This window comes from Luteimicrobium sp. NPDC057192 (assembly GCF_042670205.1).
GTDB lineage: Bacteria > Actinomycetota > Actinomycetes > Actinomycetales > Cellulomonadaceae > Luteimicrobium.
Genome location: NZ_JBHUWD010000011.1, coordinates 1 through 13,898 on the forward strand (window position 1 = coordinate 1; position 13,898 = coordinate 13,898).

At 73.7% G+C, this 13,898-nt stretch carries 14 protein-coding genes; all 14 read right to left on the reverse strand.

Annotated elements, in window-relative coordinates; translation table 11 throughout:
- Nucleotides 1-79: 79 nt before the first annotated feature.
- Nucleotides 80-787, reverse strand: a complete 708-nt coding sequence (deoC, locus tag ACFT5B_RS07335; RefSeq protein WP_386797333.1) for a deoxyribose-phosphate aldolase — start codon at nt 785-787, stop codon at nt 80-82.
- Nucleotides 784-1,992, reverse strand: a complete 1,209-nt coding sequence (locus ACFT5B_RS07340; protein ID WP_386797334.1) for an adenosine deaminase — start codon at nt 1,990-1,992, stop codon at nt 784-786. Before ACFT5B_RS07340 ends, deoC begins: the two co-directional genes overlap by 4 nt.
- Nucleotides 1,993-2,061: 69 nt before the next feature.
- A complete protein-coding gene (locus tag ACFT5B_RS07345) occupies nt 2,062-2,304 on the reverse strand; it encodes a hypothetical protein (protein ID WP_386797335.1) in 243 nt (80 codons plus the stop codon).
- Between the two features lie 102 nt (nt 2,305-2,406).
- Nucleotides 2,407-3,207: a hypothetical protein gene (locus ACFT5B_RS07350; RefSeq protein WP_386797336.1), complete on the reverse strand. Its 801-nt coding sequence runs from the start codon at nt 3,205-3,207 to the stop codon at nt 2,407-2,409.
- Nucleotides 3,208-3,217: 10 nt separating this feature from the next.
- Entirely contained in the window at nt 3,218-3,562 is a 345-nt protein-coding gene (locus ACFT5B_RS07355) for a DUF202 domain-containing protein (protein ID WP_386797337.1), read from the reverse strand.
- Nucleotides 3,559-3,978, reverse strand: coding sequence for a YidH family protein (locus tag ACFT5B_RS07360; RefSeq protein WP_386797338.1), 420 nt, complete (start codon nt 3,976-3,978; stop codon nt 3,559-3,561). The genes ACFT5B_RS07355 and ACFT5B_RS07360 overlap by 4 nt, the downstream gene beginning before the upstream one ends.
- Complete coding sequence (locus ACFT5B_RS07365) at nt 3,975-5,285, reverse strand: thymidine phosphorylase (RefSeq protein WP_386797339.1); 1,311 nt, start codon at nt 5,283-5,285, stop codon at nt 3,975-3,977. Before ACFT5B_RS07365 ends, ACFT5B_RS07360 begins: the two co-directional genes overlap by 4 nt.
- Nucleotides 5,285-5,707, reverse strand: a complete 423-nt coding sequence (locus ACFT5B_RS07370) for a cytidine deaminase (RefSeq protein ID WP_386797340.1) — start codon at nt 5,705-5,707, stop codon at nt 5,285-5,287. The genes ACFT5B_RS07365 and ACFT5B_RS07370 overlap by 1 nt, the downstream gene beginning before the upstream one ends.
- Nucleotides 5,708-5,709: 2 nt before the next feature.
- Nucleotides 5,710-7,002, reverse strand: a complete 1,293-nt coding sequence (locus ACFT5B_RS07375; protein ID WP_386797341.1) for an ABC transporter permease — start codon at nt 7,000-7,002, stop codon at nt 5,710-5,712.
- Nucleotides 6,999-8,300, reverse strand: a complete 1,302-nt coding sequence (locus tag ACFT5B_RS07380; protein ID WP_386797342.1) for an ABC transporter permease — start codon at nt 8,298-8,300, stop codon at nt 6,999-7,001. The genes ACFT5B_RS07375 and ACFT5B_RS07380 overlap by 4 nt, the downstream gene beginning before the upstream one ends.
- On the reverse strand, nt 8,297-9,874 hold the full coding sequence (locus ACFT5B_RS07385) for an ABC transporter ATP-binding protein (protein WP_386797343.1): 1,578 nt from the start codon (nt 9,872-9,874) through the stop codon (nt 8,297-8,299). Before ACFT5B_RS07385 ends, ACFT5B_RS07380 begins: the two co-directional genes overlap by 4 nt.
- A 148-nt stretch (nt 9,875-10,022) precedes the next feature.
- Nucleotides 10,023-11,117, reverse strand: coding sequence for a BMP family protein (locus ACFT5B_RS07390; RefSeq protein WP_386797344.1), 1,095 nt, complete (start codon nt 11,115-11,117; stop codon nt 10,023-10,025).
- A gap of 217 nt (nt 11,118-11,334) precedes the next feature.
- Entirely contained in the window at nt 11,335-12,516 is a 1,182-nt protein-coding gene (locus ACFT5B_RS07395; protein WP_386797417.1) for an amidohydrolase, read from the reverse strand.
- 71 nt (nt 12,517-12,587) lie between these two features.
- Nucleotides 12,588-13,733 (reverse strand): mannose-1-phosphate guanylyltransferase, encoded by a 1,146-nt coding sequence (locus ACFT5B_RS07400; protein WP_386797345.1) that lies wholly within the window; start codon nt 13,731-13,733, stop codon nt 12,588-12,590.
- Nucleotides 13,734-13,898 lie beyond the last annotated feature (165 nt).

Genomic DNA, 13,898 nt, shown 5'->3' on the forward strand with positions numbered 1-13,898 from the left:
CCCGCCCGAGCAAGCACCTCACGGCTGCTTGCTCGGGCGGGTCTCCGCTTGCTCGGCGGTCCTGCCGGGTCGACGGCGGCTACGCCAGCGCGTCCAGCTCCGCGAGGACCGCGGCGCCGCTCGACATCCCGAGCCGCGTGGCGCCGTGGTCGATCATGGTCAGCGCGTCGGCGAGGGTCCGGATCCCGCCGGACGCCTTGACCCCGAGGCGCCCGCCGACGGTCTCGGACATGATCGACACGGCCCGCGCGGACGCCCCGCCCGCCGGGTGGAAGCCCGTGGACGTCTTGACGAAGTCGGCGCCCGCGGCCACCGAGGCACGGCACGCCTCGACGATCTCGTGGTCCGTCAGCGCGGCGGACTCGATGATGACCTTCAGCACGCGGTCCGCGGGGACGGCGGCCCGGACGGTCTCGATGTCGAGCTGCACGTACTCCCACGCGCCGGCCTTCGCGGCGCCGACGTCGATCACCATGTCGACCTCGTCCGCGCCGTCGGCGACCGAGCGCGCAGCCTCGGCGGCCTTGATCGCGGAGTGGTGCTTCCCGGACGGGAAGCCGCACACGGTCGCGACCTGGAGCGCGGTCCCCTCCGGGCCGGCGTCGGGCACCGTGAGCGGGAGGAACGACGGCGAGACGCACACCGCGTACACGCCGAGCGCGGCCCCCTCGGCGACGAGCGCGTCGACGTCGGCACGGGTCGCCTCGGGCTTCAGGAGGGTGTGGTCGATGAACCGGGCGAGCCCGGCCCGGTCCAGTCCGGTCGAGCCCGACCCGGTGCCGCTCATACCTGCGCTCCTTCGATCTCGGCGTACTTCGGTGCGATGAGGTCCTCGACGAGCCGCCGACGCTCGTCGTGGTGCACGAACGCGTTCCACGCCGCGGTGATGGTGACCTCGTACAGGTCGTCGAGCGTCCAGCCCGCGTCGGCGACCAGGAGCGTCATCTCGCGCGTCATGGACGTGCCGGACTGCAGCCGGTTGTCCGTGTTGAGCGTGACCGCGAACTCGAGCTCGAGCAGCCGCGTGATGGGGTGCTCGGCGATCGACGCGGCTGCGCCCGTCTGGAGGTTCGACGACGGGCACAGCTCGAGCGGGACCTGCCGGTCGCGCACCCACGTCGCGACCCGGCCGAGCGTCGCGAGGGGCTCGGCGTCCTCGTCGCGGTCGCCGCTCGGGTCGAACGCGATGTCCTCGACGATCCGCACGCCGTGCCCGATGCGGGCGGCGCGGCCCAGGTGCACGGCCTGCGAGATCGAGTCCACGCCGTCGGCCTCGCCCGCGTGGATCGTGACGGGGAAGCCCGCGTCGTCGAGCGTCGACCACACGGCCGGGTAGCGGTCCGGCGGGAAGCCGAGCTCGGCGCCCGCGATGTCGAACCCGACGACGGCGCCCGGCGTGTCCGCGAGCGCCCCCTCGACCCGGTTGGCGAGCGCGAGGTCGGCGATCTCCTCCCAGCGGTCGGCGTGACGCATGGCCGTGACGAGCTGGCCGACCCAGATGGTCCGGCCGTCCTTGGCGGCCTCCGCGACGCCCTCGGCGAGGCCCTCGCGCACGGCGTCGACGGTCTCCTGGAGGGTCAGCCCGCCCTGGAGGTGCTGCTCGGGCGCCCACCGCTGCTCGGCGTAGACGACGCCGTCGGCCGCGAGGTCGAGCACGGACTCGCGCGCGACGCGGCGCAGGTGGTCGGCGGTCTGCATGACGGCGATGGTGTGGTCGAACGTCTCCAGGTAGCGGGGCAGCGAGCCCGACGTCGCGGCCTCGACGAACCACGTCCGCAGCGCGTCCGGGTCCGTGGTGGGCAGCTCGTGGCCGGCCTCCGCGGCGAGCTCGACGATGGTCTCGGGCCTCAGGCCCCCGTCGAGGTGGTCGTGGAGCACGACCTTGGGGAGCTGGGCGATCTGGTCGCGCAGGGTCGCCGGGAGGTGCGCCACGCGCTCGTCCTCGCCGAGGTCCGGCACGCTCGTGGCCGCCGGGCTGCTGGGGTTCGTCATGGTCACACGGTAGCGGAGCGGGGCCCTGTCCGGCCGGTCGGGCGGCGCGGGTCCGCGCGGGCGGAGCGGTCAGTCCCGGGCGGGGTCCTCGTCGTCCGGAGGGACCTCGTCCGCCTGCTCGACGACGTCCGCCTCGTCCGCCTCGCCGTCCAGGTCGGGCCGGGGCACGGCGGGCTCGTACTCGTCCTCGTCGAGGGCGTCCGGCTCGGGGAGCCGGCGGTGGCTGAGGTGGTCGACGTCGTCGCGGGTCGGGGCGTCGTCGGGGACGAGCCCCGCGTCGCGCAGCGTCTCGTCGCCGGGCGTGGTGCTCATGGGGGCTCCTCGCGTCGGGGTCGTCCGGACCTTCCCATCGTCCCCCGACTCGCCGTCCCTCGCCGCCTGCACACCCTCCCACTGCGCTGAGTGCGGAGCGGCTCAGGGTCGGGGCAGGAGCGCCCAGACGACGTGCGTCCATCGACCGAGTGCGGCGAGCGGCCGATCCCCCGACCAGAGCTCGTCCGCGAGGACCTGGTGGACCGCTCCGGAGCCGGGCTCGTACACGAGGACGGTCCCCGCGGGGCCGCCGGGCAGTGCGAGGACGACGTGCCGCGGCACGGCGGCGGCGAGCCCGCCCGCGGTGTCGCCGCCCGTGTAGAGCGGGACGGGCACGCCGGCCGACAGGCTCTCGTCGACGCACGCCCGGACGCGCGCCAGGTCGTCCGGGTCGGTGTCGTCGACGACACGGTGCCCGTAGCGCGCGCTCCCCCACCGGGCGGCGCGCGCAGCGGCCCAGGGCGGCGTGCCGAGCGCCCGGGGCCAGGGGACGCCGAGCAGCGCCGTCCGGGTGGTCCGCCGCTGGACGGCGCGCTGCAGCGCGGCGAAGCGGCTCGCGGCGCTCGTCCCGACCGGGCCGTGTTCCAGCCACGCGGCGACCGCCGGGTCGCCGTCCGCCGCGAGCAGCACGAGGACCGCAGCACCGCAGGTCGTGCCGTCCACCTGGACCGCGGGGACCGCCTCGGGGCCGAGGAGCACGGGCCAGGGGGCGGGGGCGACGTCGGCGGAGCGTGCCGCACGGCGTCCGAGCGGGTCGACGACGCGCCGCGCCGACGGGTCGTCGGGCAGCGAGTGCTCCGGTGACCGGGCGTACGGCGGGGCGGGCCGAGCGTCAGGCTCCCCGCGCCCGGCGGGCCCGCGCGCCCAGACCCCGGCGCGCCGCAGCAGGGTGGCGAGCTGCACGGCCGGCGCCCTACCGGACCGCCCGCAGGAGGGCAGCGACGACCCCGAGCACCGCGAGCACGACGACGGCGCCCGCGCCGGGGACGAGCAGGCCCCACGGCCTGCGGTCGGGGCGGGGCCAGCGCCCGTGCCGCGCGAGCATCGCACCGGTCGCCGCGGTGGCGCCCACGAGGACCGCGACGACGGCGAGGCCGGGGTCGCTCTCGCGCAGCCCCGCGAGCGCGAGGACCGCGCAGCCCAGCACGACGCCGAGGGCCGTCCGCTGCCACGCGAGCGCCGTCCGCTCGGCCTGCAGGCCGGGGTCGGAGGGCGGCACCGGGCCGCGGCGGGCTCGTCCCGGCGGGGGCGCGCTCACCGCGTCGACCCGCTCCAGATCGCGTACGCGCCGACGACCGCGGCGAACGTCACGACCCCCACGACGATCACCGGCAGCGCGCTCGGCGGGGGCAGGGGGCGCCCGAGCCGCATCGCGCGCTCGTTGCGTCGCCAGGCCACGAGCGCGTACACGGCGAGGCAGCCACCGCCCACGCACGCGACCGCGGCCACGACGTCGAGCAGCACGGACAGGTCGGCGAACGACGCGAACGACGTCAGCGCGATCCCGCCCGCGACGAGCCCGAGGCCCGTGCGGAGCCACGCGAGCGCGGTCCTCTCGTTGGCGAGGGAGAAGCGCACGTCCGGGTCGGACCCGACGCCGTACACCGACCTCGGGCGACGCTCGTCGCCGGCCGCGTCGGCTGTCTTCGGCGCCCGGGCGTCCGGCTCCGTCACGCCACGCGCTCCAGCACGACGGGCGTGCGCTCGGCGACGAGCCCCACCTCGGCCACGCGGAAGGCGTGCTCGAGCGTCTCGGCGGCACGCCCGAACCGCTCCGGGGTGTCGGTGTGCAGGGTCGCGAGCGGCTGCCCCTCGACGACGACGTCACCCGGCTTGGCGTGCAGCTCGACGCCCGCCCCGGCCTGGACGGTGTCCTCCTTGCGGGCGCGACCCGCACCGAGCCGCCAGGCCGCGACGCCGACCGCGAGCGCGTCGACCTCCGCGAGCACGCCGTCGGCGGGCGCGGTCACGATCTCCGACTCGCGGGCCACGGGGAGCGGCGCGTCCGGGTCGCCGCCCTGCGCGCGGATCATGGCCTTCCACACGTCCATGGCACGGCCGTCGCCGAGCGCTGCCCGCACCTCGTCCTCGTCCTGCGGGCGACCGGCGCCCGCGAGCATCTCGACCGCCAGCGCGACCGTGAGGTCGACGACGTCGGACGGCCCCCCGCCGGCCAGGACCTCGACCGACTCGCGCACCTCGAGGGCGTTGCCGGCGGTGAGCCCGAGCGGCGTCGACATGTCGGTCAGGAGCGCGACCGTGCGCACGCCCGCGTCCGTGCCCAGGTCGACCATGGTCCGGGCGAGCTCGCGGGCGTCGTCGGCGGACTTCATGAACGCGCCCGACCCGACCTTGACGTCGAGCACGAGCGCGCCCGTGCCCTCGGCGATCTTCTTGCTCATGATCGAGCTCGCGATGAGCGGGATCGCCTCGACGGTCCCGGTGACGTCGCGCAGCGCGTAGAGCTTGCGGTCGGCGGGCGCGAGGCCCGAGCCGGCCTGGCAGATCACGGCCCCGACGGACCCGAGCTGCGCCATCATCTCGTCGTTGCTGAGGGCCGCGCGCCAGCCGGGGATCGACTCGAGCTTGTCGAGCGTCCCGCCCGTGTGGCCGAGCCCGCGGCCCGACAGCTGCGGCACCGCCACCCCGAACGACGCGACGAGCGGCGCGAGCGGCAGCGTGATCTTGTCCCCGACGCCGCCGGTCGAGTGCTTGTCGGCGGTCGGACGGTCGAGGCCCGAGAAGTCCAGGCGTTCGCCGCTCGCGATCATCGCGGACGTCCACCGGGAGATCTCCTCCCGGTCCATGCCGTTGAGCAGGATCGCCATCGCGAGCGCCGCCATCTGCTCCTCGGCGACGACGCCCCGGGTGTAGGCGTCCACCACCCAGTCGATCTGCGCGCCCTCGAGGCGCTGCCGGTCACGCTTGGCGCGGATGACGTCGACGGCGTCGAATCGTTCGGTCGTGCCGGGGGTGCTCATTACTCTCCTTGGCGCAGGTCGTCCGGCCCGAACGCGTCGGGCAGGACCTCGGTCATCGGGCGGACGCCGGACACGGTCTCGACGAGGAGCTCCGGGCCGCCGTGCTCCCACAGGAGCTGGCGGCAGCGCCCGCAGGGCATGATGACGCGCCCGGCGCCGTCGACGCACGTGAACGCGACGAGCCGCCCTCCACCGCCGACGACGAGCGCCGACACGAGCGAGCACTCGGCGCACAGCGTCACGCCGTACGCCGCGTTCTCGACGTTGCAGCCGACGACGACGCGGCCGTCGTCCACGATCGCCGCCGCGCCCACGGGGTAACCCGAGTAGGGCGCGTAGGCGCGGTGCATGACGGCGGTCGCCTCGGCGCGCAGCGCGTCCCAGTCGACCGGACCCGAGGCCGCAAGGGGCTGCTCGCTCACTCTCACTCCTTGACGTACGGCTCGCCGTCGGCCGCCGGGGCGCGCACGCGCCCGACGAGCCCGGCGACGGCGAAGATCGTCACCACGTACGGCAGCATCAGCATGAACTGGTTGGGGATCGCGGTGCCGAGGACGCCGAGCACCTGCTGCAGCTTGTCGGAGAAACCGAACAGCAGCGCGGCGCCGAGGGCGCCCCACGGCGACCAGCGGCCGAGGATCATCGCGGCGAGCGCGATGTAGCCCTTGCCGGCCGTCATCTCCTGCGAGAACGCGCCCACGGAGCCGACCGTGAAGAACGCGCCGCCGAGCCCGGCGACCATCGAGCCCAGGAGCACGTTGCCCCAGCGGGTCCGGTTCACGTCGATGCCGACGGTGTCGGCGGCCGCGGGGTACTCACCGACCGCGCGCACGCGCAGGCCCCAGCGGGTCCGGAACAGCGCGATCGCGACGACGACGATCGCGACGTAGAGCAGGTAGACGAGCAGCGTCTGCCGGAAGAGCACCGGACCGATCACGGGGATGTCGCCGAGCACGGGGATCGCGAGCGTGGGCAGGCGCGGCGGGCTGTTGAGCGTCGCCGCGTTCTCCTTGAGCACCGACGAGTACAGGAAGCTCGTCAGGCCGACCGCGAAGACGTTGAGGACGACGCCGACGATGATCTGGTTGACGTGGTACTTGACGGTGAAGAGCGCGAGGAGCGCGCCGATGACGAGCCCCGCGACGGGTGCCGCGACGAGACCGAGGTAGGCGTTCGAGACGATCGACGCGAACACCGCCGCGCCGAACGCACCCGTGAGGAGCTGGCCCTCGATCGCGATGTTCACGACGCCGGCCCGCTCGCCGATGAGGCCGCCGAGCGCGCCGAACGCGAGGGGCACGGCGAGGAAGAGCGACCCCGCCAGCAGGGACACGAGCGACGTCGACTTCCCCGCGACGGCCCAGGTGAGGAACGCGAGCACCCACAGCACCGCGAACACGATGGGGACCCAGCGACCCACCCGGCGTGCGCGGGACACGCACCAGCCGGCGTACGCGGCGACGAGGAGCGCCAGGACCGACAGGACGACGGCCGTCGCCTTGGACGGGACCGTGACGGGACCGAGGTGCACGAAGTCGCTCGACGTCGACAGGCCGAACGTCGTCTCACGGCCCCCCGCGGGGAGCAGGCCGAACAGCACCAGGGCGAGCAGCCCGAGCACGCCGAGCGTGATCGGCAGCCGCCAGGCCTTGCCCGTGACGGCGCCGGGAGCTGCGACGACGGGCGAGCCGATGGGCTCGAGGGTGGCGGCGCTCATGCGCGGGCTCCCTTCGCTTCGGTGCGCGGCGCCGGCAGGCGGAAGATGGCCCGCACGAGCGGCGGTGCCGCGATGAACAGGACGACCAGCGACTGGATCACGAGCACCAGGTCGATCGGGGTGCCCGTGGCGGCCTCCATCGACCTGCCGCCGACGTCGAGCGCCGCGTACAGGAGGCCTGCGAAGAAGATGCCGAGCGGCTTCGACCGGCCCAGCAGGGCGACGGTGATCGCGTCGAAGCCGAGCGACCCGGCGATGCCGCCCGTGAGCGACTTCTCGGTGCCGAGCACCTGCACCGCGCCGGCGAGGCCGGCGAGCGCCCCCGAGACCGCCATGACGGCGATGAACGTCGTCGCGACCCCGATGCCCGCGTTGCGCGACGCGTTCGGGTTGGACCCGACCGCGCGGAACCGGAAGCCCCACGTCGACCGCGTCATGAGCCACCACACGAACACCGACGCGAGGATCGCGGCGAGGAAGCCCGCGTTGAGGCGGAACTGGTCGCCCAGGAGGAGCGGCAGGTTCGCGTTCGGCCCGACCGCGGGGCTCTTCGGCTGGTTGGACCCGGCCTGCGTGAAGAACCGCGTCGTCAGCAGGTAGGCGAGCAGGTACAGCGCGACGTAGTTGAGCATGATCGTGACGATCACCTCGTGCGCGCCGGTGCGGGCACGGAGCACGCCGGCGATCGACGCCCAGATCGCGCCGCCCAGGATGCCGCCGACGATCGCGACGATCACGTGGACGACGACCGGCAGGTGCCAGGTGAACCCGATGTAGCCGGCGAACGTCGCGCCGAGGATGACCTGCCCCTGGGCGCCGATGTTGAACAGTCCCGCGCGGAACGCGACCGCCACGCCCAGCGCCGCGATGATGAGCGGCGTCGCGACCGTCATGGTCTCGGTGAGCGGATGGAACACCGTCGTGAAGTTCCAGCCGCGGTCGTTGACGACGGCGCCACGGAACATCGCGACGTACGAGTCGCGGACCGCCTCCCAGGCCGCCGAGAAGAAGTCGCCCGGCTTGGAGAAGAAGTAGCTGAGCGTCGACGTCACGGAGTCCGTCGTGAAGACGATCAGGATCGCTCCGATCACGAGCGCGAGCACGAAGGCGAGCACGGTCACGCCGAAGCTGCCGGTCGCGATGTCCCGCAGCGTCCGCGACGCGCGCGCCTCCCCCGACTCCGTGGGCGGAGCCTCGGGCTGCGAGGGCCCGCGGCCGGTCAGGTCGGCGCCGGGCTCGGGCGCGACGGCTTCGCGACCGGGTTCCGGGGCGCCTGCGGGCTCGTCCGGCTGGCTCACTGCGGGGCTCCTGTCTCGTGCGTGTGCTCGTCGGCGAGCTGGTCGAGCTCGGTCTCGGTGGCCTGCTCGTGCGCCTCCTCGGCGCCCGCGCCCGCCATCATGAGGCCCAGCACGGCGCGCGGGGTGTCGGCAGGGACGATCCCGACGATCGTGCCGCGGTACATCACGGCGATCCGGTCGGCGAGCGCCGCGACCTCGTCGAGCTCGGTGGACACGATCACCACCGGGGTCCCGTGGTCGCGCTCCGCGACGATCCGCTGGTGCAGGAACTCGATGGACCCGACGTCGACGCCGCGCGTCGGCTGGCTCGCGACGAACACCTTGAGGGGGCGCGACAGCTCGCGCGCCATGACGACCTTCTGCTGGTTGCCGCCCGACAGGCGCCCGACCTCCTGGCCCGGCCCCTGCGTGCGGATGTCGTACTCCTCGATGCGCTCCCGGGCGTTCTTGCGGATCGCTCCGAGGTCGAGCGCGATGCCGCGCGCGAAAGGCTTGCGGTCGTGCAGGTCGAGGACGAGGTTCTCGGCGACCGTGAAGTCGAGGACGAGCCCGTCGACCGTGCGGTCCTCGGGGACGAACCCGACGCCGGCGTCGAGGATCTCGTGCGGGCTCAGCCCGACGAGCTCGCGCCCCTCGAGCCGGATGGACCCGGTCGCGGGCAGCAGCCCGACGACGGCCTCGCTGAGCTCGGTCTGGCCGTTGCCCTGGACGCCCGCGACGGCGAGGATCTCGCCGCGCGCGACCGAGAAGCTCACGTCGTCGACGACGGCGATGCCGTTCGCGTCGCGCACGGTGAGGTGCTCGACCTGGAACGTCTCCTCGCCGGGCTCGGCAGGCGTCTTGTCGACGCCGAGGCTGACCGCGCGGCCGACCATCATGGCGGCGAGCTCGGTCTCCGCGGCGTCGGGCGACGCGGAGCCCACGACGGCGCCGCGGCGGATCACCGTGATGACGTCCGCGACGGCCTTCACCTCGCGCAGCTTGTGGGTGATGAAGACGATCGACGTGCCCTGGGCCTTGAGCTCGCGCATGATCGCGATGAGCTCGTCGGTCTCCTGCGGCGTCAGCACCGCGGTCGGCTCGTCGAGGATGAGGACCCTCGCGTCGCGGACGAGCGCCTTGACGATCTCGACGCGCTGCTGCACGCCGACCGGCAGGTCCTCGACGACGGCGTCCGGGTCGAGCCCGAACCCGAACCGGTCGGACAGCTCGCGGACGGTGCGGCGCGCGGCGTCGAGGTCGAGGAGGCCGCCACCGCGCGTCGGCTCGTGGCCGAGCATGACGTTCTCGGCGACCGTGAAGACCGGCACCAGCATGAAGTGCTGGTGGACCATGCCGATCCCGGCGGCCAGCGCGTCGCCCGGGCCCTTGAACGCGACGGCCTCGTCGTCGACGAGGATCTCGCCCTCGTCGGCCTTGTACAGACCGAACAGGACGTTCATGAGGGTGGACTTGCCGGCCCCGTTCTCGCCGAGCAGGGCGTGGACCTGTCCGGGCTCGACGACGAGGTCGATGTGGTCGTTCGCGACGAGCGGTCCGAACCGCTTGGTGATGCCGCGCAGCTCCAGCTTCACCGCCGGGCCTCCTTCAGGTGTGGGCGCGGGCCGACACGCGTCGGCAGCCTCACGCTAGCCATCTCGCGTCTCTCGCGCGCGTGGACGGCGACGGGCCGGGACCCGCAGGGGCCCCGACCCGTCGCCTGGTCGTCACCGGGTCGTCAGCTCACTTGGGGGAGCTGGGCGAGGTGACCTTGATCTTGCCGTCGATGATGTCCTGCTGGAGCTGGGTGATCTTGTCCTTGAGGTCCTGCGGGACCTTGGAGTCGAAGTCGTGGAACGGCGCGAGGCCTACACCTTTGTTCTCGAGCGTCCCGACGTACGGGTCGTTGGAGAAGCTCCCGTCCTTGGTCGTCTTGACGACGTCCTCGACCGAGGCGCCGATCTCCTTGACGACCGACGACAGGATGATGCTCGCGGAGTCCGGGTTGGACACGGCGCCGTCGGAGTCGACCCAGATGACCGACACGCTCTTGCCGCTCGAGTTCGCGTCCTTCGCCGCGGCGAGGGTGCCCGCGCCCACGGGGCCGGCGACCGGGAGGACGATGTCCGCGCCCTGGTCGATGAAGGTCTTGGTGAGCTCCTGGCCCTTCGACTGGTCCTCGAAGTCGCCCGTGAAGGAGCCGTTCTGCTTCGCGACGTCCCAGCCGAGCACCTTGACGCTCTTGCTGTTGTCCTCGTTGTACTTCGCGACGCCGTCGGCGAAACCGTCCATGAAGATCGTGACGGTCGGGATCTTGATGCCGCCGTACGTGGCGACGGTCCCCGTCTTGCTCATGCCCGCGGCGAGGTAGCCGGCGAGGTACGCGGCCTGCGCGGTGTCGAAGCTGATCGGCTTGACGTTGTCGAGCGTGATCGTCTTGCCGTTCGCGTCCTGGGCGGTCGAGTCGACGATCGCGAACTTGGTGTCGGCGTTGGTCTTGGCCGCGTCACCGGTCGCGGTGGCGAGCAGGAACCCGACCGTGATGATCAGGTTGCAGTTCTGCTGGACCATGTTCGAGATGTTCGGCGCGAAGTCGGACTCCTGCTTGGACTCCGCGGTCGCGATCTGGATCCCCAGGTCCGACTCGGCCTTCTTCAGGCCGTCGTACCCGGACTCGTTGAACGACTTGTCGTTGAAGCCACCCGAGTCGGACACCATGCAGGCCTTGAAGTTGCTGGCCCCCTTGGTCCCGGTGCCCGTGCCGTTGTCGTCGCCCGGCGCCTGGCCGCAGGCCGCGAGCGCCAGGGCGCCGGCCACGGCCAGCGCGCCCAGCTTCATGAACCTCTTCGATGTCGACACTGTCGAACCCCTCCGTCGTCGTGCTGTCCTGAGACTCCCCCGCCCCAGGTTCCGGGGCGTGCCGGGCCGGCGCGCACGTCGTCGGGCGCCCCGGCCGCGGGTCTTCAGGTGAACTCTAAGCATCACCGACGCCCGTGCACGTTACCGGCGGGTAACAGCGCAGGTACCGATACCAAAGTGTGACGAACGGGGGCCCTCAGAGGGTCGCCGTTCGGGCCAGGAGCCCCATGCCGACGCCGATCGCGCGCTCGTCGACCTCGAGGTCGCCCTGGTGCAGGTCGAACGTCCGGACGCCGGGCGTCCGCGTGCCGAGCCGCGCCATCGCCCCCGGGACCTGCGTGAGGTACCAGGCGAAGTCCTCGCCGCCCAGCGACTGCTCCGTGAGGAGGACGGCGTCGGGGCCGTGGAGGTCGCGGGCGGCCGCCTCGAGCCGCGCGGTGCAGGCCTCGTCGTTGTCCACGGGCGGGACCCCGCGCACGTGCTCGAGGTCGACCTCGACGTCGTACGGCGCGACGACCTGCTGCACGGCCTCGTCGAGGACCTCGCCCGCGCGCTCCCAGGCGTTCACGTCGAGGCACCGCAGCGTCCCGGCGACCGTCCCCGTGCCGGGGATCGCGTTGTGCGCGACGCCCGCGTGCACCGCGCCCCACGTGAGGTTGACGCCCGAGCGCGGGTCGAGGCGCCGTCCGAGCACGGCGGGCACCTGGGTGATGACCTGCCCGAGCGCGTAGACGACGTCGCCCGTGAGGTGCGGGCGCGAGGTGTGCCCCCCGGGCGAGGTGATGGTGACGCTGATCGCGTCGGACGCCGACGTGATCGGGCCGATACGGGTGCCCACCTGCCCGACGTCGATCTTCGGCTCGGCGTGCACCGCGAAGATCCGCTGCACGCCGTCCAGCCCGCCCTGCTCGACGACGTCGAGCGAGCCCCCGGGCATGACCTCCTCGGCCGGCTGGAAGATCAGCCGCACGGGGCGCGGCAGCAGGCCGTCGGCGTGCAGCCGGGCGAGCACGAGCCCGGCCCCGAGGACGACCGCCGTGTGGACGTCGTGGCCGCACGCGTGCGCGACGCCCGGGACCGTCGACGCGAACGGGAGACCGCAGGCGTCGTCGAGCGGCAGCGCGTCGATGTCGGCGCGCAGCGCGACCGCGGGCACCGTGGCACCGAACGCGTGCGGGCCGGTCCGACCCACGTCGCACACGAGGCCCGAACCCTCGAGGAGCCGGGGCTCGAGCCCTGCGGCGCGCAACCGGTCGGCGACGACACGCGTGGTCCGGACCTCCGTGCGGGCGAGCTCGGGGTGGGCGTGGACGTCGCGGCGGAGCGCGACGAGCTCGGGCTCGAGCTCGCTGACGAGCGCGGCGATCCGGTCCGGCAGCGACTCCCCCGGCGTGCCCTGGGTCTCCGGCGCCGCTTGGGTCTCCCGCGCGACCTGCTCCCGCGGCGCGGTCACAGCAGGTCGTCCAGACCGCGCTCGTGCAGCTCCTGCACGACGTCCTTGACCTGCTGCGCACGGGCGCGCGTGGTCACGAGGAGCGCGTCGGGGGTGTCGACGACGACGACGTCGTCGAGCCCGAGCACCGCGATGGGCCTGCCGGCGGCCGGGACGAGCACCGAGCCCGCCGACTCGACGCGCACGACGTTCGCCTCGTCGCCGAGGATCTTGGTCCCGGTGCCGTCGAGCGACGGCAGCAGCGCGGCGAGCGAGTTGAAGTCGCCGACGTCGTCCCAGCCGAACGTCCCGGGCACGACGGCGACCCCGCCCTCGGCCGCGACGGGCTCGGCGACCGCGTGGTCGATCGCGATCTTCTCCAGGCCCGGCCAGGTCGCCTCGAGGACCGCGTCGCGCTCCGGGGTGTCCCACGCCTGCGCCACGCGGACCAGCCCGTCGTGGAGCGCCGGCCGCAGGCGCTGCAGGTGGCCCAGCAGCACGGAGGTGCGCACGAGGAACATGCCCGCGTTCCAGCGGTACTCGCCGGTCGCGAGGTAGGTGCGGGCCGTCGCGGCGTCGGGCTTCTCGGTGAAGCCGACCGCGTGCAGCGCGGTGGGCGCCCCCTCGACGCCGAGCGACGCGCCGCTGCGGACGTACCCGAAGGCCGTCGAGGGGCGCGACGCCGCGATGCCGACCGTCACGACGAAGCCCGCCCGGGCCGCCTCGACGCCCTCGCGCACCGCGCGCTCGAACGCGTCCGGACCGGTGATGACGTGGTCGGCCGCGAACGACCCGAGGACGACGTCCCCGTGCCGCTGCTGGAGGATCGCCGCGGCGAGCCCGATGGCCGCCATGGAGTCGCGCGGCGAGGGCTCGGCGACCACGGCGTCGTCGGGCAGCTCGGGCAGCTGCTCCTTCGCGGCGGCGACGTGCGCGCGCCCCGTGACGAGGACGACGTTGCCCCGCCCGGCCAGCGGCTCGAGCCGGTCGACGGTCGCCTGGAGGAGGGACCGGCCGGACCCGGTGAGGTCGTGGAGGAACTTCGGGGCGCCCGCTCGTGACAAGGGCCACAGGCGGGTTCCGGCACCTCCCGCGGGGACGACGGCGTAGAAGCCGGGGATCGGGCTGGCGCCGGTCTCGCCGGTGGGCAGGGGCTGGGGCATGCCCCGAGTCTAGTGAGCGCGGACCCTGTGCGATGCGTCACAAAACCTTCACGATCGGGCCTCGAGGCGCCGTCGTCGGCGCTCGGACCTGGCGTCGTGTCATTACAGTGGGGCGCAGTGGGGTGGTGTCCGGACCTCGTCCCGACGATGCGTTCGACGGTCACG